Annotated in this window: 12 protein-coding genes and 3 rRNA genes; 13 read left to right on the top strand and 2 right to left on the bottom strand. The window is 62.7% G+C overall.

Features of this window, described 5'->3' with window-relative positions; translation table 11 throughout:
• Window positions 1-17: 17 nt before the first annotated feature.
• From tyrS to rrf, 4 genes are all read left to right on the top strand, one after another.
• A complete protein-coding gene (gene tyrS, locus KTR40_RS07205) occupies window positions 18-1,331 on the top strand; it encodes a tyrosine--tRNA ligase (protein ID WP_139028772.1) in 1,314 nt (437 codons plus the stop codon).
• A gap of 513 nt (window positions 1,332-1,844) precedes the next feature.
• Window positions 1,845-3,367, top strand: a 16S ribosomal RNA gene (locus KTR40_RS07210).
• A gap of 514 nt (window positions 3,368-3,881) precedes the next feature.
• A 23S ribosomal RNA gene (locus tag KTR40_RS07215) occupies window positions 3,882-7,008 on the top strand.
• Between the two features lie 237 nt (window positions 7,009-7,245).
• Window positions 7,246-7,362: ribosomal RNA gene (gene rrf / locus KTR40_RS07220) — 5S ribosomal RNA — on the top strand.
• Together the 16S, 23S and 5S rRNA genes form the textbook arrangement of a ribosomal RNA operon.
• Before the next feature lie 278 nt (window positions 7,363-7,640).
• Here rrf and KTR40_RS07225 read toward each other — a convergent pair.
• Window positions 7,641-7,811, bottom strand: a complete 171-nt coding sequence (locus KTR40_RS07225) for a hypothetical protein (protein WP_171058967.1) — start codon at window positions 7,809-7,811, stop codon at window positions 7,641-7,643.
• Window positions 7,812-8,458: 647 nt separating this feature from the next.
• Entirely contained in the window at window positions 8,459-9,301 is an 843-nt protein-coding gene (locus KTR40_RS07230) for a hypothetical protein (protein WP_228405732.1), read from the bottom strand.
• Between KTR40_RS07230 and KTR40_RS07235 the strand changes: the two genes are divergently transcribed.
• The 9 genes from KTR40_RS07235 (at window position 9,194) to xerD (ending at window position 18,735) form a co-directional block, all read left to right on the top strand.
• Window positions 9,194-10,264 carry a hypothetical protein gene (locus KTR40_RS07235; protein ID WP_228405733.1) on the top strand — a complete coding sequence of 357 codons (1,071 nt, stop codon included), beginning with the start codon at window positions 9,194-9,196 and terminating at the stop codon, window positions 10,262-10,264. The genes KTR40_RS07230 and KTR40_RS07235 overlap by 108 nt on opposite strands.
• A gap of 3 nt (window positions 10,265-10,267) precedes the next feature.
• Entirely contained in the window at window positions 10,268-11,257 is a 990-nt protein-coding gene (locus KTR40_RS07240; protein ID WP_228405734.1) for an HAD-IIA family hydrolase, read from the top strand.
• 9 nt (window positions 11,258-11,266) lie between these two features.
• Entirely contained in the window at window positions 11,267-11,515 is a 249-nt protein-coding gene (locus tag KTR40_RS07245; RefSeq protein ID WP_228405735.1) for a hypothetical protein, read from the top strand.
• The gene (locus KTR40_RS07250) at window positions 11,515-12,330 is read left to right on the top strand and encodes a TlyA family RNA methyltransferase (protein ID WP_228405736.1); all 816 of its coding nucleotides are present in this window, start codon (window positions 11,515-11,517) and stop codon (window positions 12,328-12,330) included. The genes KTR40_RS07245 and KTR40_RS07250 overlap by 1 nt, the downstream gene beginning before the upstream one ends.
• 13 nt (window positions 12,331-12,343) lie before the next feature.
• A complete protein-coding gene (locus KTR40_RS07255) occupies window positions 12,344-13,369 on the top strand; it encodes an NAD kinase (protein ID WP_139028808.1) in 1,026 nt (341 codons plus the stop codon).
• A gap of 4 nt (window positions 13,370-13,373) precedes the next feature.
• Window positions 13,374-15,113 (top strand): DNA repair protein RecN, encoded by a 1,740-nt coding sequence (gene recN / locus KTR40_RS07260; RefSeq protein ID WP_139028809.1) that lies wholly within the window; start codon window positions 13,374-13,376, stop codon window positions 15,111-15,113.
• Between the two features lie 114 nt (window positions 15,114-15,227).
• Window positions 15,228-16,997, top strand: a complete 1,770-nt coding sequence (locus KTR40_RS07265) for a CTP synthase (RefSeq protein ID WP_139028832.1) — start codon at window positions 15,228-15,230, stop codon at window positions 16,995-16,997.
• A gap of 26 nt (window positions 16,998-17,023) precedes the next feature.
• Window positions 17,024-17,683, top strand: coding sequence for an NUDIX hydrolase (locus KTR40_RS07270; RefSeq protein WP_228405737.1), 660 nt, complete (start codon window positions 17,024-17,026; stop codon window positions 17,681-17,683).
• Window positions 17,683-18,735 (top strand): site-specific tyrosine recombinase XerD, encoded by a 1,053-nt coding sequence (xerD, locus tag KTR40_RS07275; RefSeq protein ID WP_228405738.1) that lies wholly within the window; start codon window positions 17,683-17,685, stop codon window positions 18,733-18,735. The genes KTR40_RS07270 and xerD overlap by 1 nt, the downstream gene beginning before the upstream one ends.
• Window position 18,736: the final 1 nt, after the last annotated feature.

Below are 18,736 nucleotides of genomic sequence, written 5' to 3' on the forward strand. Positions count from 1 at the left end.
CTGCTAACTTAGAAGGCGTGCCAGAACTCAACAGCCTCGAATCGCAGCAGAACGACCCCACTTTTGCCAACGTGTGGCAGGAGCTGAAATGGCGTGGCCTGGTCCACGTCTCCACCGATGAAGCAGAGCTCGAAAAACTGCTCGCCGGTGGGCCGGTGACGTACTATTGCGGCTTCGATCCCACCGCGCCGAGCCTGCACTTGGGCAACCTGGTCCAGCTCCTGCTTATGCGGCGGCTGCAGCTGGCCGGCCACAAGCCGCTCGGGCTTGTGGGCGGTTCCACCGGGATGATCGGCGATCCCCGCCCCACCGCCGAGCGCACCCTGAACACCAAGGACACCGTGGCCGAGTGGGTGGGCTACCTCCAGGCGCAGGTCCGCCGGTTCCTCAGCTTCGAGGGCGACAACGCAGCCCGGATGGTCAACAATCTGGACTGGACAGCGCCGCTGAGCGCCATCGACTTCCTGCGTGACGTGGGAAAGCACTTCCGCGTGGGAACCATGCTGCGCAAGGACGCCGTGGCCTCCCGGCTGAGCTCGGATGAGGGCATCAGCTACACAGAATTCAGCTACCAGATCCTGCAGGGGATGGATTACCTCCAGCTTTACCGCGATTACGGCTGCGTGCTGCAGACCGGCGGCTCCGACCAGTGGGGCAACCTCACCAGCGGAACCGAGCTGATCCGCAAGGTGGAGGGCAAGAGCGTCCATGCCCTGGGAACCCCGCTGATCACCAATGCTGACGGCACCAAGTTCGGCAAGAGCGAGGGCAACGCCATCTGGCTCGACGCCGGCATGTGCAGCCCGTATGCCTTCTACCAGTTCTGGGTCAACACGGCGGATGCCGATGTTGTGAACCGGCTGAAGGTCTTCACTTTCCTTACTCGGGCTGAGATCGAAGAAATTGCCGTAGCTGTGGCTGAGCGCCCCTTCGCCCGTGAAGGCCAGCGCAAGCTCGCCTACGAAGTGACGTCCCTCGTGCATGGGGTCGACGCCACGGAAAAGGTAATTGCGGCATCCGCAGCGCTGTTCGGCAACGGTGACCTTACTGCCCTCGACAAGTCCACCCTCCAAGCGGCCACCTCCGAGCTTCCCTCCGCCACCGTGCAGGTGGATGCCATGGGAATCGTGGACCTGCTGGTTGCTTCGGGTCTTTCCGAAAGCAAGTCGGCGGCTCGACGCACTGTGGGCGAAGGCGGAGCCTACGTCAACAACGAGAAGGTCTCCGACCCTGAAGCCGTGATTTCAGAGTCCGAACTCCTGCACGGGCAGTACCTCCTCCTGCGCCGCGGAAAGAAGAACCTCGCCACGGTGGAAGTCCTGGTTCCCTAGGCTTTCACCCGCCCGAGAAGACGCCTTGCACGCTCCTCCGCAGCCGATTTGCACGGCCGCGGGGGAGCGTGTAATGTTTTCTGAGTCGCCGCCGCTGAAGCGGAAAAATAGCGACAAACCCCCAAACAAAAAGTGAAGCAGCTTCACGATGTGCGGAAGCACTGAAGGAAGAAATGCTTCACTTTCTGATGGGCGGATTCATTCTCCAGAGTGAATTCCGGGAAAACAACCGGATTTGCAAAGTGAAAATGAATGAAATAAGATTGAAACATCGCAGCGAAGAAATACGAAATAGAAATTCATTGAATGAATTGTTTCGGGAATATTCGAATGTGTCTGTTGTTTGAGAACTCAATAGTGTGCCAAGTTTGTTGATACCAATTGTTTTAGTGATTGGTTGAATTGACTGGATTGCCCGCCCCTGTGGGTGGTCTGGTTTTTACAGCTGGTTTCAAATTTTGTGCAGCCTTTTTGTCCCGTTTTCCCGGGGCTGGGGGTTGTGTCTGTTTTACTTCAACGGAGAGTTTGATCCTGGCTCAGGATGAACGCTGGCGGCGTGCTTAACACATGCAAGTCGAACGATGATCCCAGCTTGCTGGGGGATTAGTGGCGAACGGGTGAGTAACACGTGAGTAACCTGCCCTTAACTCTGGGATAAGCCTGGGAAACTGGGTCTAATACCGGATATGACTCCTCATCGCATGGTGGGGGGTGGAAAGCTTTTTGTGGTTTTGGATGGACTCGCGGCCTATCAGCTTGTTGGTGAGGTAATGGCTTACCAAGGCGACGACGGGTAGCCGGCCTGAGAGGGTGACCGGCCACACTGGGACTGAGACACGGCCCAGACTCCTACGGGAGGCAGCAGTGGGGAATATTGCACAATGGGCGCAAGCCTGATGCAGCGACGCCGCGTGAGGGATGACGGCCTTCGGGTTGTAAACCTCTTTCAGTAGGGAAGAAGCGTAAGTGACGGTACCTGCAGAAGAAGCGCCGGCTAACTACGTGCCAGCAGCCGCGGTAATACGTAGGGCGCAAGCGTTATCCGGAATTATTGGGCGTAAAGAGCTCGTAGGCGGTTTGTCGCGTCTGCCGTGAAAGTCCGGGGCTCAACTCCGGATCTGCGGTGGGTACGGGCAGACTAGAGTGATGTAGGGGAGACTGGAATTCCTGGTGTAGCGGTGAAATGCGCAGATATCAGGAGGAACACCGATGGCGAAGGCAGGTCTCTGGGCATTAACTGACGCTGAGGAGCGAAAGCATGGGGAGCGAACAGGATTAGATACCCTGGTAGTCCATGCCGTAAACGTTGGGCACTAGGTGTGGGGGACATTCCACGTTTTCCGCGCCGTAGCTAACGCATTAAGTGCCCCGCCTGGGGAGTACGGCCGCAAGGCTAAAACTCAAAGGAATTGACGGGGGCCCGCACAAGCGGCGGAGCATGCGGATTAATTCGATGCAACGCGAAGAACCTTACCAAGGCTTGACATGAACCGGTAATACCTGGAGACAGGTGCCCCGCTTGCGGTCGGTTTACAGGTGGTGCATGGTTGTCGTCAGCTCGTGTCGTGAGATGTTGGGTTAAGTCCCGCAACGAGCGCAACCCTCGTTCTATGTTGCCAGCACGTGATGGTGGGGACTCATAGGAGACTGCCGGGGTCAACTCGGAGGAAGGTGGGGACGACGTCAAATCATCATGCCCCTTATGTCTTGGGCTTCACGCATGCTACAATGGCCGGTACAAAGGGTTGCGATACTGTGAGGTGGAGCTAATCCCAAAAAGCCGGTCTCAGTTCGGATTGGGGTCTGCAACTCGACCCCATGAAGTCGGAGTCGCTAGTAATCGCAGATCAGCAACGCTGCGGTGAATACGTTCCCGGGCCTTGTACACACCGCCCGTCAAGTCACGAAAGTTGGTAACACCCGAAGCCGGTGGCCTAACCCCTTGTGGGAGGGAGCTGTCGAAGGTGGGACTGGCGATTGGGACTAAGTCGTAACAAGGTAGCCGTACCGGAAGGTGCGGCTGGATCACCTCCTTTCTAAGGAGCACCTACAGGCTGTCACTGCGTGTATGCGTTGGTGGGGGTTTGTCAGGAGTATATGCCCGTTGCGCAGACGCAAGTTCTGCGGCGGGTGCTCAAGGGTGGAATATCAACGGATAGCGGCTGCCTGGTCTTGGTCTTGTCTAGTACGGATGCTTTGTGTGTCCTGGAACGGCGGGGTCTGGGGTTGGGTGGTTTAGTGTTTGGCACACTGTTGGGTCCTGAGGCAACAGGACCGGTATGGGCCTCTTTTGTGGGGGTTGTGCCGGGTTTGTTTGTTTCTGGTTTCCTGGCTGCACCGATCATGCATGTTGTGTGTGTGGGGTGTGTGGTACGGGGTTGTTGTTTGAGAACTACATAGTGGACGCGAGCATCTTTTATAAGAAGCAATTTCCAAGAATATGAACCTGGATCTGGCTGCGCGTGGTGATGGTCCCTCTTTTGGGGGGTTGTTGTTGGGTGTGGTTGGTTTCTGTGGTTCTCTCGAAAATTAGCGTTTTTGATCTTTTGTGGTCAAGTTTTTAAGAGCACACGGTGGATGCCTTGGCATTAGGAGCCGAAGAAGGACGTAGGAATCTGCGATAAGCCTGGGGGAGTCGATAACCGGACTGTGATCCCAGGGTGTCCGAATGGGGAAACCCCGCCAGGGACGCGAGTTGCCTGGTGACCCGCATCTGAACACATAGGGTGCGTGGAGGGAACGCGGGGAAGTGAAACATCTCAGTACCCGCAGGAAGAGAAAACAATAGTGATTCCGTTAGTAGTGGCGAGCGAACGCGGATCAGGCTAAACCGTTCCATGTGTGATAGCCGGCGGGCGTTGCATGGTCGGGGTTGTGGGACTTTCCGTACTGTCTCTGCCGGGGCAGTGGGGTGTGATGTGCAGGCATAGGTGAACGGTCTTGAAAGGCCGGCCAGAGAGGGTGTTAGCCCCGTAACCGTAATGTTGTGTACCGCCCGGATGAGTATCCCAAGTAGTACGGGGCCCGAGAAATCCCGTGCGAATCTGTCAGGACCACCTGATAAGCCTAAATACTCCCTAATGACCGATAGCGGACCAGTACCGTGAGGGAAAGGTGAAAAGTACCCCGGGAGGGGAGTGAAACAGTACCTGAAACCGTGTGCTTACAATCCGTCGGAGCCAGTCTGATTCTGGTGACGGCGTGCCTTTTGAAGAATGAGCCTGCGAGTTAGTGTTACGTCGCGAGGTTAACCCGTGTGGGGCAGCCGTAGCGAAAGCGAGTCTGAATAGGGCGTTGCAGTGGCGTGATCTAGACCCGAAGCGAAGTGATCTACCCATGGCCAGGTTGAAGCGACGGTAAGACGTCGTGGAGGACCGAACCCACTTCAGTTGAAAATGGAGGGGATGAGCTGTGGGTAGGGGTGAAAGGCCAATCAAACTTCGTGATAGCTGGTTCTCCCCGAAATGCATTTAGGTGCAGCGTTGCGTGTTTCTTGCTGGAGGTAGAGCTACTGGATGGCTAATGGGCCCTACAAGGTTACTGACGTCAGCCAAACTCCGAATGCCGGTAAGTGAGAGCGCAGCAGTGAGACTGTGGGGGATAAGCTTCATAGTCGAGAGGGAAACAGCCCAGACCACCAACTAAGGCCCCTAAGCGTGTGCTAAGTGGGAAAGGATGTGGAGTTGCGAAGACAACCAGGAGGTTGGCTTAGAAGCAGCCATCCTTAAAAGAGTGCGTAATAGCTCACTGGTCAAGTGATTCCGCGCCGACAATGTAGCGGGGCTCAAGTACACCGCCGAAGTTGTGGCATTCAAATATTAGCTAAGCCCTTGTGGTTCAGGCGTTTGGATGGGTAGGGGAGCGTCGTGTGGGCGGTGAAGTCGCGGTGTAAACCAGCGGTGGAGCCTACACGAGTGAGAATGCAGGCATGAGTAGCGAAAGACGGGTGAGAAACCCGTCCGCCGAATGATCAAGGGTTCCAGGGTCAAGCTAATCTGCCCTGGGTAAGTCGGGACCTAAGGCGAGGCCGACAGGCGTAGTCGATGGACAACGGGTTGATATTCCCGTACCGGCGAAAAACCGCCCATGCTGAACAGGGGATACTAACTGCCCGAGACCTGCCCGATCGCCCTTGTGGTGTGAGGGTTTTGGTGGAGCGCAGGACCTGATCCTGGGAGGCAAGCGTATTAACAGGTGTGACGCAGGAAGGTAGCCAAGCCGGGCGATGGTTGTCCCGGTCTAAGGATGTAGGGCGAACGGTAGGCAAATCCGCTGTTCATGATGCCTGAGATCTGATGGGACCCCCGTTTGGGGGGATTTGGTGATCCTATGCTGCCGAGAAAAGCATCGACGCGAGGTTTTAGCCGCCCGTACCCCAAACCGACACAGGTGATCAGGTAGAGAATACTAAGGCGATCGAGAGAATTATGGTTAAGGAACTCGGCAAAATGCCCCCGTAACTTCGGGAGAAGGGGGGCCCCAACCTTGATACACCCACGCGGTGTGGAGGGGATCGGGGCCGCAGAGACCAGGGGGAAGCGACTGTTTACTAAAAACACAGGTCCGTGCGAAGTCGCAAGACGATGTATACGGACTGACTCCTGCCCGGTGCTGGAAGGTTAAGAGGACCGGTTAGCCGCAAGGCGAAGCTGAGAATTTAAGCCCCAGTAAACGGCGGTGGTAACTATAACCATCCTAAGGTAGCGAAATTCCTTGTCGGGTAAGTTCCGACCTGCACGAATGGAGTAACGACTTCCCCGCTGTCTCAACCATAAACTCGGCGAAATTGCAGTACGAGTAAAGATGCTCGTTACGCGCAGCAGGACGGAAAGACCCCGAGACCTTTACTATAGTTTGGTATTGGTGTTCGGAGTGGCTTGTGTAGGATAGGTGGGAGACGTTGAAGCCCGGACGCCAGTTCGGGTGGAGTCATCGTTGAAATACCACTCTGGTCACTTTGGACATCTAACTTCGGCCCGTAATCCGGGTCAGGGACAGTGCCTGATGGGTAGTTTAACTGGGGCGGTTGCCTCCTAAAAAGTAACGGAGGCGCCCAAAGGTTCCCTCAGCCTGGTTGGCAATCAGGTGTCGAGTGTAAGTGCACAAGGGAGCTTGACTGTGAGAGAGACATCTCGAGCAGGGACGAAAGTCGGGACTAGTGATCCGGCGGTACATTGTGGAATGGCCGTCGCTCAACGGATAAAAGGTACCTCGGGGATAACAGGCTGATCTTGCCCAAGAGTCCATATCGACGGCATGGTTTGGCACCTCGATGTCGGCTCGTCGCATCCTGGGGCTGGAGTAGGTCCCAAGGGTTGGGCTGTTCGCCCATTAAAGCGGTACGCGAGCTGGGTTTAGAACGTCGTGAGACAGTTCGGTCCCTATCCGCTGCGCGCGCAGGAAATTTGAGAAGGGCTGTCCTTAGTACGAGAGGACCGGGACGGACGAACCTCTGGTGTGTCAGTTGTACTGCCAAGTGCACCGCTGATTAGCTACGTTCGGATGGGATAACCGCTGAAAGCATCTAAGCGGGAAGCTCGCTTCAAGATGAGATTTCCATACACCTTGTGTGTGAGAGGCCCCCAGCCAGACCACTGGGTTGATAGGCCGGATGTGGAAGCGAGGACTAACGACTCGTGAAGCTGACCGGTACTAATAGGCCGATAACTTACACCACACACCCACCCCGCAAACGGGTTCAAAAGCGTTTGCACCAAGGGGGAGGGTAAAAAGATAACAAGACTGCTTGCGTCCACTATGTGGTTCCCAACCAACAAACCCGCCACGGGCCTGTTGCGCTGAGGAACACAACTGAATAAACAACACCACCGCTCCCAACAACACAACGGGAGCAGTTGTAACCACAAAGCTTCCCACCCCGGGCACCACAAACCCGGCGGACGGGTACAAGGGTTACGGCGGTCATAGCGTGGGGGAAACGCCCGGTCCCATTCCGAACCCGGAAGCTAAGACCCACAGCGCCGATGGTACTGCACCCGGGAGGGTGTGGGAGAGTAGGTCACCGCCGGACACACATTACAGCAGGGCCCTGACGGCAACGTCAGGGCCCTACTGCTTTAACCACCCACACCCACCCACACCCACCCACACCCGGGACCCCCTCTGACCCGCCCCCCGGGGGGATGCTCTCCCACTCACCGCGCCCTCCCCAAGGGGGGACGCTCTCTCACTTAATGTGCCCTCCCGGGGGGACCCTCTCTCACTGCTCTAAGGGGCGGGTGCCCGCGGGCCGGCTTGCCCACGTGACGCACCGGCGGAAGCCCGAGGGCTGGGACTCCGAGGCGCCGTTTAATTGTCATCGACGGCGTCAGGCAGGCATGGCCACAGCGCAAGAGCTTTGCTGGTAACCGTATCGTCGAGGTCGCCGCTGGTGGCGTCGGTGGCCAGGTGCTTGCCCTGGGCCTGGTCGAGGAGGTGCGGATGGACGTCGTGCCCGTCGTGTTCGGGTCCGGCAAGCACTACTTTGGGTGGACGACGTACAGCACCTGTTGGAGGATCCCTACGCAGTGATTCAGGGCAAGCGGGTGCTACTACACCTGCTTTACCGAGTGCGCCGTGGACGTGTGTGAGCGGGTACGCGAAAAGTCCTCTGTGAACGATGGCCCAAGATCGGGACGTGGGCTGCGTTTGCGCATCGCTGACCCGGAACCGACGCACCCACCGATCTTCGGCCACAAATACGCCCTCAGGTGTGAAGAGCAATAGACACACGCTTTTCTGCGTCCTCTTCCACTCCCTCAAGGGAACAGGCCCGGGCCCTCTACCAATCCCATGGGACCTGACAGAGCGTTGGTAGATACCCCACATCGAGTGAGAGAGCGTCCCCCGAAACCCCGCATCGAGTGAGAGAGCGTGTGAATATTGCCACGATGCCGGTGCCGGGGCTGTTCTCGTCCTGCCCCGTTGGGCGGCTCCACTAGAATTGATGAAGATGTACGGACTTCGAAGCGCTTGATTTCGGGTTGCGTAGGAAACGAAACACGGATACGAGCGGCTGCAGTTGCGCCAGTGGTCGGCTCACAACAGGAGGAATCCACATGGCTGAGCACAACGGCGGCGGCAACCGGGGCGGAAATGACCGCGGCGGGTTCCGTGGCAACAACAATTCAGGCGGGGACCCCCGCGGTTTCCGCTCCCGCACCAGCCGCGGCGGCGAGTCGTCCGGACGTCCCTCCGGCGGTGGAGAGCGGAAGCCTTTTGGTGACCGTGACCGGAAGCCGTATGGTGACCGTGACCAGAAGCCTTTTGGTGATCGTCCGCGCCGTGACGGTGAAGGGGACCGGCGTGGTTTCGGCGGTGGAGAGCGGAAGCCTTTTGGTGACCGTGACCGGAAGCCTTTCGGTGACCGTGACCAGAAGCCTTTTGGTGATCGTCCGCGCCGTGACGGTGAAGGGGACCGGCGTGGTTTCGGCGGTGGAGAGCGGAAGCCTTTTGGTGACCGTGACCGGAAGCCTTTTGGTGATCGTCCGCGCCGTGACGGTGAAGGGGACCGGCGTGGTTTCGGCGGTGGAGAGCGGAAGCCTTTTGGTGACCGTGACCGGAAGCCCTTCGGCGGCACTGGTGACCGGAAACCGTTCGGCGATCGTGACCGCAAGCCGTTCGGTGACCGTGACCAGAAGCCCTTTGGTGACCGTCCTCGCCGTGACAGCGAGGGGGACCGCCGCGGCTTCGGCGGAGGCGAGAACCGGAAGCCTTTCGGTGACCGGACTGACCGTGGGGACCGGGCCGCCCGGGACGACCGCCAGGACCGCGCGCCCCGCAGCTTCGATCGTGGTTCCAGCCGGGACAATGCCGGACCACGCAACTTTGGGCGGGACCGCCAGGAAGAACGTCCCGTCCGGGTGCCCAACGCCCGGGACCTGCGGAGCGCCAACCGTCCGGACCGGGAGCGTTCCCCGGAAATCGATGAAGACGTCACGGGCAAGGAACTGGACCGCGCAACCCAGCACCAGATCAAGACCCTCGAAGCCAAGAGTGCGGAGTGGGTTGCCCGCCACCTGGTGATGGCCGGCCGGCTGATCGACGAAGAACCGGAACTCGCGTTCCAGCACGCGCTGGCTGCCAGCCGGCGTGGTGGCAGGCTCGCTGCGGTCCGCGAAGCCGTCGGACTGACAGCTTACGCAGCAGGCCACTACGGCGAAGCCCTACGGGAATTCCGCACCTACCGCCGCATCAGCGGCTCCAACGTCCACCTCCCGGTCATGGCTGACTGCGAGCGTGGGTTGGGCCGCCCTGACCGTGCGCTGGATGTAGCCCGGTCCGAGGAAGCCCAGGACCTGGATGCCCCCGGGAAAGCCGAACTTGCTATCGTCGCCGCCGGTGCCCGGACCGATCTTGGCCAGCTGGATGCTGCGGTAGCCGAACTGGAAATCCCGCAACTGGACATCAACCGGGCGTTCTCCTACAGCCCCCGGCTTTTCCGTGCCTACGCTGACGCCCTCGCCGGCGTGGGCCGCGAAGCTGAAGCCGAGAAATGGCGGAAGCAGGCCGTCGTAGCGGAGAACGCACTGGGCCAGGGCGTGGACGAAGAGCCGGACATCATTGACCTCGGCTGGGATGAAGAGGAAGAGGCCAGGGAGGAAGCCGAGCGCCGCCGCCTGCTGGACCGTGCTTCCCAGGCATCAGAAACCGCCAAGGGCGCCACATCCTCCACCGATACGGCATCAGGCGCCAGCGCAGCTGAGGCCGTTACCGCTGCAGAGTCTTCTGAACCACAGGACGCCAGCATCGACGACCAGGAGACCGACTATTTCGCCTCCGACGACACCGAATCCGACGAGGACTCGGTGGAGCCGGACGAGCTGGACACCTCCGAGGAGGCCGAGTCCGGAGCCGAGGCCGAAGCTGGACACGATGGTGAACCCGGACTGGAATACCAGGCCGGGGACCAGCAGGACCGCCGGGAAGACTGACGGATGAGTGACGTTCCCCTGATTTCCCTGTTCGATGCACTCCTGGCCGACCTGGATGGCGTGGTTTACGCCGGACCGCACGCCATCCCCGGTGCGGTTGAGTCCCTGAAGCAGCTCTCCGGCCTTGGCGTGGGGCTGGGCTATGTGACCAACAATGCATCCCGTTCACCCGCACAGGTGGCTGCCCACCTCCGGGAACTCGGGGCGCCTGCGGAGGACCGGCAGGTTGTCAGTTCCTCGCAGGCCGCCGCGGACCTGCTCGCCTCCCTGCTGGCTCCGGGCTCCAGGGTCCTGATCACCGGCAGCCCGGCGCTGGCCGCGGAAATCGAGCTCGTGGGCCTGGTGCCGGTGTACGGCCAGGACGAGGACCCGGTAGCCGTGGTCCAGGGTTTCAACCCCGAGATTGGGTGGAAGGACCTCGCCGAAGCCACCTACGTCGTGAATGCAGGGGCTCTTTGGGTGGCCACGAACACCGACATGTCCATACCGCAGGCCCGCGGCATCGCCCCGGGGAACGGCACGCTGGTGCAGGCTGTTGCAGCCGCAACAGGCCAAACCCCGCAGGTGGCCGGCAAGCCCGAAGCGCCTCTGTTCCACTCTGCAGCCAAGCGGCTGGAAGCGGAGCGCCCCCTGGTGGTGGGTGACCGGCTGGACACGGATATCCTGGGCGGGAACAACGCGGGCTTCGCTACCGTGGCGGTACTGACCGGCGTCGATACCCGGCAAACCATCCTGGCTGCCCGCGCCGCCGAGCGCCCGGACTACATCATCAGCTCCCTTGCGGACCTGCACAGGGCGTACCCGGAAGTCACGCACGACGACGGCACGTACGCCTGCGGTGAGGCCACCGCCCGCGTGGCCAACGGCGCAGTAGGCATCATAGGAAGCCAGGACAACTTGGATTCCTGGCGTGCCGCGTGCGCAGCCTGGTGGGCAGCCACCCCGGACGCGGCCGCACCCCAGGCGCCCGAACTCGTCTGGTTGGATCACTAGACTGGTGGAATGACTGAGCTGACCGAACCCGAACCCGCAGCAGCCCAGCCTTCCCTGGATTGGCCTGAAACCGGCGACGCGGGTGTCTCGGACCCGGCGGTGGCGCACGCCCTGGCAAGGCTTGCGGCCTTGCCCCAGGTCCCGGTGGCAGAGCATGAGGCCGTCTACAACGAACTCCACGATGAACTGCTCGCCGCACTAAACAGTGATCCCGCCAACAGTGACCCGGGCAGCGGTCCGACTGACGGTGCCGCCTGATGCCGGTCCGCCTCGACCAGGCGCTGGTTGCCCGCGGCCTTGCACGGTCCCGCACCCACGCCGCCGCCCTGATCGCCGAAGGCAAAGTCAGCTCCGCCGGTCAGGTCCTCGCCAAGGCGTCCCTCCAGGTTGATGAGGACAGGGACCTTGCCGTTCAACATGACGAACAGGACGCCTATGCCAGCCGCGCAGGATACAAACTGGCCGGCGCCCTTGACGCTTTCCCCGAGGTTTCGGCAACGGGAAAAAGGTGCCTCGACGCCGGAGCGTCCACCGGGGGCTTTACCGATGTGCTGCTGAGGCGCGGTGCGGAACAGGTGGTGGCGGTCGACGTCGGGCACGGCCAGCTGGTGCCGCAGCTCCGGGAGGATCCGCGCGTGGAGGTCCACGAGGGACTGAACGTCCGCTATATGGCGCCCGCGGACATAGGCGGTCGCGCCGAGCTCACGGTGGCTGACCTGTCCTTCATCTCCCTCACCCTCGTGGTCCGTCCACTTGCGGAATGCACTGAACCCGGCGGGGACCTGGTGCTGATGGTGAAGCCGCAGTTCGAAATCGGGAAGGACCGGCTGGGACGCACCGGCGTGGTGACCTCCGAGCGGGAACGGCGGCTGGCGGTGGAGAAGGTGGCCAAGGCGGCGCTCGACGCCGGGCTCGACCTAAGGGGCCTCGCGCAGAGTCCGCTGCCCGGCCAGGACGGAAACGTTGAATACTTCCTGTGGATAAAACGCAGGATGACCCAAGACTTGCCTAAGATCGAAGAGCGGGAGGCAGCGGCCGCTGCCTTGCTCGGACGTATCTGGCCGAACCACTAGAGAGCGGAACCTGATGAGCAGGCGTGTACTGGTCCTCGCCCATACCGGCCGCGAGGACTCGCTGAAAGCCGCCTGGGAGGCGTGCGCCCTGCTTCATGCCTCGGGCATCGTGCCTGTCATGCAGGAGTCCGAACTTGGGGACATGGAGCGGTTCTTCGGGCACCTGGCGCAGCCCGTGGAGGTCCTCCACGACCATGTCCAGCTCCCGGACGTTGAACTCGTCATGGTCCTCGGCGGCGACGGCACCATCCTGCGCGCGGCCGAGCTTGTCCGCGAGGTGGATGTTCCGCTGCTCGGCGTGAACCTTGGCCACGTGGGATTCCTCGCCGAAAGCGAGCGGGCGGACCTGGCCCAGACGGTCGAATGGATCGCCAGCCGTGAGTACACAGTGGAAGAGCGCATGACCATCGATGTCCAGGTGTGGGTCCGCGGCCAGAAGATCTGGCACACGTGGGCGCTGAACGAGGCCGCCATCGAGAAGGCCAACCGCGAACGCATGCTGGAGGTGGTCACCGAAGTGGATGAGCGTCCGCTGACATCCTTTGGCTGCGACGGCATTGTGCTGGCCACGCCTACCGGTTCCACGGCCTACGGCTTTTCTGCCGGCGGCCCCGTTGTCTGGCCTGAGGTGGAGGCCCTGGTCATCGTCCCCATCAGCGCCCATGCCCTCTTCGCCAAACCCCTGGTGGTCTCGCCCCGTTCCCGGCTTGCGGTGGAGGTCCTTGGCCGCACTGATGCCCAGGGCGTCCTGTGGTGTGACGGCAGGCGCTCGGTGGACCTGCCTCCGGGCGCAAGGGTCGAAGTGACGAAATCCGCCACCCCGGTGAGGCTGGCGCGGACGCACCAGACTCCGTTTTCCGCGCGGCTGGTGCGTAAGTTTGAGCTGCCGATCCACGGCTGGCGCGGCCCGGTTCCCAAGGCTGAAGCCGTCCACACCGGCCCTATCCCCATCATCCGGACGCCGCGCCCCATGCCTCCGCTCCAGGTGCCGCAGGCTGAGCTGCCTGATGTAGAAACCGATCCGCCGACCGCAAAGTGAAGCCATGCTTGAAGAACTGAGAATCCGCGATCTTGGCGTCATCACTGACGCAACGCTGCCGCTCGGGCCAGGCCTGAGTGTGGTGACAGGTGAGACAGGTGCGGGCAAGACCATGGTGGTCACCGCCGTCGGGCTCCTCCTCGGTGCCCGCTCCGACGCCGGCGCCGTCAGGAGTGGCGCCAAAAGTGCCACGGCTGAAGCAGTGCTGAAGCTCGACGCCGGGCATCCCGCCATTGCCCGGGCACAGGAGGCAGGTGCCGAGGCGGAAGAGTTCGACGGCGGCGCCGAGCTGATCCTGGCCCGCCGCCTTGGTTCGGACGGCCGCAGCCGTGCCTTCCTGGGCGGCAGGGCCGCGCCGGTGGGCGTCCTTGCCGAGATCGGCGAGACCCTCGTGGTGGTCCACGGACAGTCGGACCAGATCCGGCTCAAGGGGGCCGCCGCCCAGCGCGGTGCCCTGGACAAGTTCGCGGGTGACGCTCTGGCTGGCCCGCTGGCCGCCTACCAGGACCTCTACAGCCACTGGAAGGCCAGCCAGGCGGAGCTGGACACGCTCCGCAGTGCTGCCAGGGACAGGCTGCGCGAGGCCGAATCGCTTGAGGCGGCCCTCGCCGAGATTGACGAGGTGGATCCGCAGCCGGGGGAGGACGAGCTGCTCAAGGCAGAGGCCGTCAAGCTCGCCAACGTGGAGGAGCTCCGCATCGCAGCAAGTACGGCCCACCAGGCCCTCATTGCCGAGGACTTCGGCGAGGCGGGGGACGCCACTACCCTGGTGGACGCAGCCAAGCGGACGTTGGAGCAGGTGGCAGAGCACGACGCCGAGCTGGGTTCGGCGGCTGCGCGGCTGGCCGAGGTGGGCTTCCTGCTGAACGATATCGCCACGGAGCTGGCCAGCTACCAGGCCGGCCTGGATACAGAAGGGCCGGAACGGCTCGCCGAAATTGAGGACCGGCGGGCAGCCTTGGCCAAACTGGTCCGCAAGTACGCACCCACCATCGACGAGGTCCTGGCCTGGGCAGAGAACGCCCGCGTCCGCTACGACGAACTGCAGGACGATTCCACCCGGATCGAAACCCTGGACGCGGAAGTGGTGAAGGCCGAGGCGGACCTGCAGAAGCAGGCGGCCGCCATCAGCAAGATCAGGGGCAAGGCCGCCAAGGACCTCTCGGCCCGGGTCAGCGCGGAGCTTAAGGCGCTGGCCATGGCCGATGCCACCATGATCATCACCATCGAGCCGGCCGGCCAGCTAACCCCATACGGCGCTGACGAGATCAGTTTCCTCCTGCAGCCCCACTCCGGCGCGCCGGCCCGGCCGCTGGGCAAGGGCGCGTCCGGCGGTGAACTCTCGCGTGTCATGCTCGCCATTGAAGTGGTGCTGGCCGCCGTGGACCCCGTCCCCACCTTCGTTTTCGACGAAGTGGACGCGGGAGTGGGTGGACGTGCCGCCGTCGAGATCGGCCGCAGGCTGGCCATGCTGGCACGCCACGTCCAAGTGCTGGTGGTCACGCACCTGCCGCAGGTGGCCGCCTTCGCGGACCAGCACATCACCGTCACCAAAACCTCTGTCAGGGGAGCCGACGGCAAAACAGCCACCGGGTTCACCTCAAGTGATGTCCGCCTCCTTGACGGTTCCGAACGCGTCCGCGAACTGGCCCGCATGCTGGCTGGCCAGGAGGATTCTGAATCGGCGCAGGCCCACGCCCAGGAACTGCTGGACGACGCGAAACTCCTGCCGCAGCGGGCCTGAACCCCGCTCCTGCCGGGGTGCCAACCACCGGCCACCCCTTGCTCCGGGGGCGGCCGGACCGGCAGACTGGGGCATTTGGGAAGCACTCCCAGCGATCCGTGGAAGGCTCAAATGATGATAGGCTCGAATTCCGTGGTGCAGCGATCAAATTCCCGTGTAAATTCCCGGTTCCCGGGCTCGTCCAAGACGACCAAACACATCTTCGTAACCGGTGGTGTGGCGTCCTCGCTCGGTAAGGGACTGACGGCATCTAGCCTCGGCCACCTGCTGCGTGCGCGTGGCCTGTCTGTAACTATGCAGAAGCTCGATCCCTACCTGAACGTGGATCCGGGCACCATGAATCCCTTCCAGCACGGCGAAGTCTTCGTCACCGACGACGGCGCCGAAACGGACCTGGACATCGGGCACTACGAGCGTTTCCTGGACGAGAACCTGGAAGGCTCCGCGAATGTGACCACCGGGCAGGTGTACTCCACGGTCATCGCCAAGGAACGCCGCGGCGAGTACCTCGGGGACACCGTCCAGGTCATCCCGCACATCACGGACGAGATCAAGCGCCGGATGCGCCTGCCCGCCGAAGGCAAGAACGCCCCGGACGTCATCATCACCGAAATCGGCGGCACCGTGGGCGACATTGAGTCCCAGCCGTTCCTCGAATCGGCCCGCCAGGTACGCCAGGACATCGGCCGCACCAACGTCTTCTTCCTCCACGTCTCGCTGGTCCCGTACATCGGGCCGTCCCAGGAACTGAAGACCAAGCCCACCCAGCACTCCGTTGCCGCCCTGCGGTCCATCGGCATCCAGCCCGAAGCGATTGTTATCCGCTCGGACCGCGAAGTTCCTGACGCCATGCGCGAGAAGATCGGCCGGATGTGCGACGTCGACATCGACGCCGTGGTTAACGCTGCGGATGCGCCGAGCATCTACGACATCCCGAAGACCCTCCACACGCAGGGCCTGGATTCCTACATCGTGCGCGCCCTGGACCTGCCGTTCAAGGATGTGGACTGGACCAGCTGGGACAAGCTGCTCGAAGCCGTCCACAACCCCAAGCACCACGTGGAAATTGCTCTGGTGGGCAAGTACATCGACCTGCCGGACGCCTACCTTTCCGTGACCGAGGCCCTGCGCGCCGGCGGCTTCGCCAACGACACCAAGGTCAAGATCCGCTGGGTGCCGTCAGACGAATGCGAAACCCGCGAGGGCGCCATCAAGGCGCTCGACGGCGTCGACGCCATCTGCGTCCCGGGCGGCTTCGGCATCCGCGGGCTCGAGGGCAAGCTGGGCGCGTTGAAGTTCGCCCGCGAAACCAAACTGCCCGTCCTGGGGCTGTGCCTCGGCCTGCAGTGCATGGTCATCGAGTACGCCCGCAACGTGGTGGGACTCGAAGGTGCTTCCTCCAGCGAATTCGAACCCGATTCCAAGTACCCGGTCATCGCCACCATGGAAGAGCAGCTGGAATTCGTCGAAGGCCGCGGCGACCTGGGCGGCACCATGCGCCTGGGCCTCTACGAAGCCAAGCTCGACCCCGGATCCGTCATCGCCGAAACCTACGGCAAGACCACCGTCAGCGAACGCCACCGCCACCGCTACGAGGTCAACAACAAGTACCGCGAGCAGATCGCAGCCCAGGGCCTGGTCTTCTCCGGCACATCACCGGACGGCAAGCTCGTGGAGTTCGTCGAACTGCCCGCCGACGTCCACCCGTACTACGTGGCCACCCAGGCGCACCCCGAGCTGAGCTCGCGCCCCACCCGGCCGCACCCGCTGTTCGCCGGCCTGGTGAAGGCAGCCCTGGACCACCAGCAGGGCTCCGACACGGCCGCCACCGTGGGGGCCGGCGCAGCGGAGGCCGGGCATTCCGGTACGGTAGCCGCTAAGTAGTTCCGCACGACACAAAGGACGGCGCGATGCCCGGTACACACGAAGCCACCCATGTAGTAAAGGTTTCGGATGCACCGAGCCCGCGCCGTCTTTTGTCCACCGAGAAGGTGTACGAAGGCCGGATCTGGGACGTCGTCAGCGACACCTTCCAGCTGCAGGAGACGGGCGAAGCGCTCACCCGGGATTACATTGACCACCCCGGCGCCGTTGCCGTCCTGCCCATGAACGACGACGGCGAGATCCTCCTCCTGAAGCAGTACCGGCACCCCGTGGGCATGGACCTTTGGGAAATACCCGCCGGGCTGCTCGACGTCGAGGGCGAAGGGTTCGTGGTGGGTGCGGCGCGTGAGCTTGCCGAAGAGGCCGACCTGGCCGCCGGCACGTGGAACGTCCTGGCTGACGTCTTCAATTCTCCGGGGTCCTCCAGCGAGGCCATCAGGATCTACTTGGCCCGCGACCTCTCGGAGGTCCCGCACCATGAGCGGCACGAGCGGACGGACGAGGAAGCCGAGATCGAGTTCCACTGGATCAGCCTGGACGACGCCGTGGAATCCGTGCTGGCCGGCAGGCTCCACAACCCGTCCGCCGTCGTCGGAATCCTGGCGGCGGCCGCGGCACGCACCGACGGGTACGAACGCCTCCGTCCGGGGGATGCGCCGTGGCCCGAGCACCCCAGCCAGCGCTGATGGTCCCTGGTCCTTCCACCGGTCTTGCCCCGGCAGGTGCCGTTCCGGCCGCTTCCGATTCGGCAAACCCCGCCCCGGCAGCACCGGTCCAGGACTCCGCACCACCGGCAGCCCCGCTAACAGCCATTGACCGCGGCATCACCGACTACCTCCAGCACATGGGCGTTGAGCGCGGGCTCGCGGCCAACACCCTGGCCGCCTACCGGCGCGACCTTGCCCGCTACTCCCGCTACCTAACAGCTGCCGGTTGCCGGCGCCCGGAGGAGGTCACCCGCCGTCACGTAACAGGATTCGTCCAGGCCCTCTCGGATGGTTCCGACGGCGGCACCGCCCTGGGTGTGCGGTCCGCGGCCAGGACTGTGGTGGCAGTCCGTGGCCTCCACAAGTTCTGGGCCCTGGAGGGGCAGACCCCTTCCGACCCCGCCAGTGAGGTCCATCCGCCGATGCCCGGGAAGCGGCTGCCCAAGGCCATCAGCGTGGACGAGGTGACCAGGATCCTTGAGGCGGCGGGAACGGATACGGCAACGGGGCTGCGGGACCGGGCCCTCCTTGAGTTCCTCTATTCCACCGGTGCCCGGATCAGTGAGGCCGTGGGCCTGGACGTTGACGACGTTTCCCTGGCGGAAGCCGAATCGGGCCCGGCCATCGTGCGGCTCTTCGGGAAGGGGTCCAAGGAACGCCTGGTGCCTCTTGGCTCGTACGGCGCCCGGGCGCTGGACGCCTACCTGGTGCGCGGCCGTCCCCTGCTGGCGGCCAAGGGGAAAGGCACGCCGGCACTGTTCCTGAACGCCCGCGGCGGCCGGATCAGCCGCCAGAGTGCCTGGACCATCCTCAAGGCGGCAGCCGAAAAGGCGAACATCACCAAAGACGTTTCTCCGCACACCCTTCGGCACTCGTTCGCCACCCACCTGCTCGAAGGCGGCGCCGACGTCCGCGTGGTCCAGGAACTCCTGGGGCATGCCTCGGTGACCACCACCCAGGTGTACACACTGGTCACGGCCGATACCCTGCGGGAGATCTACGCCGCGGCGCATCCCCGGGCGCTGGGCTGAC

The organism is Pseudarthrobacter sp. L1SW (assembly GCF_020809045.1).
In the GTDB taxonomy this organism is placed as follows: Bacteria; Actinomycetota; Actinomycetes; order Actinomycetales; family Micrococcaceae; genus Arthrobacter.

Excerpts from the sequence above, each read along its gene's own strand:
- KTR40_RS07240 (WP_228405734.1), top strand. The coding sequence starts at position 10,268 with ATGAGTGACGTTCCCCTGATTTCCCTGTTCGATGCACTCCTGGCCGAC.
- KTR40_RS07245 (WP_228405735.1), top strand. The coding sequence starts at position 11,267 with ATGACTGAGCTGACCGAACCCGAACCCGCAGCAGCCCAGCCTTCCCTG.
- KTR40_RS07250 (WP_228405736.1), top strand. The coding sequence starts at position 11,515 with ATGCCGGTCCGCCTCGACCAGGCGCTGGTTGCCCGCGGCCTTGCACGG.
- KTR40_RS07255 (WP_139028808.1), top strand. The coding sequence starts at position 12,344 with ATGAGCAGGCGTGTACTGGTCCTCGCCCATACCGGCCGCGAGGACTCG.
- recN (WP_139028809.1), top strand. The coding sequence starts at position 13,374 with ATGCTTGAAGAACTGAGAATCCGCGATCTTGGCGTCATCACTGACGCA.
- KTR40_RS07265 (WP_139028832.1), top strand. The coding sequence starts at position 15,228 with ATGATAGGCTCGAATTCCGTGGTGCAGCGATCAAATTCCCGTGTAAAT.
- KTR40_RS07270 (WP_228405737.1), top strand. The coding sequence starts at position 17,024 with ATGCCCGGTACACACGAAGCCACCCATGTAGTAAAGGTTTCGGATGCA.
- xerD (WP_228405738.1), top strand. The coding sequence starts at position 17,683 with ATGGTCCCTGGTCCTTCCACCGGTCTTGCCCCGGCAGGTGCCGTTCCG.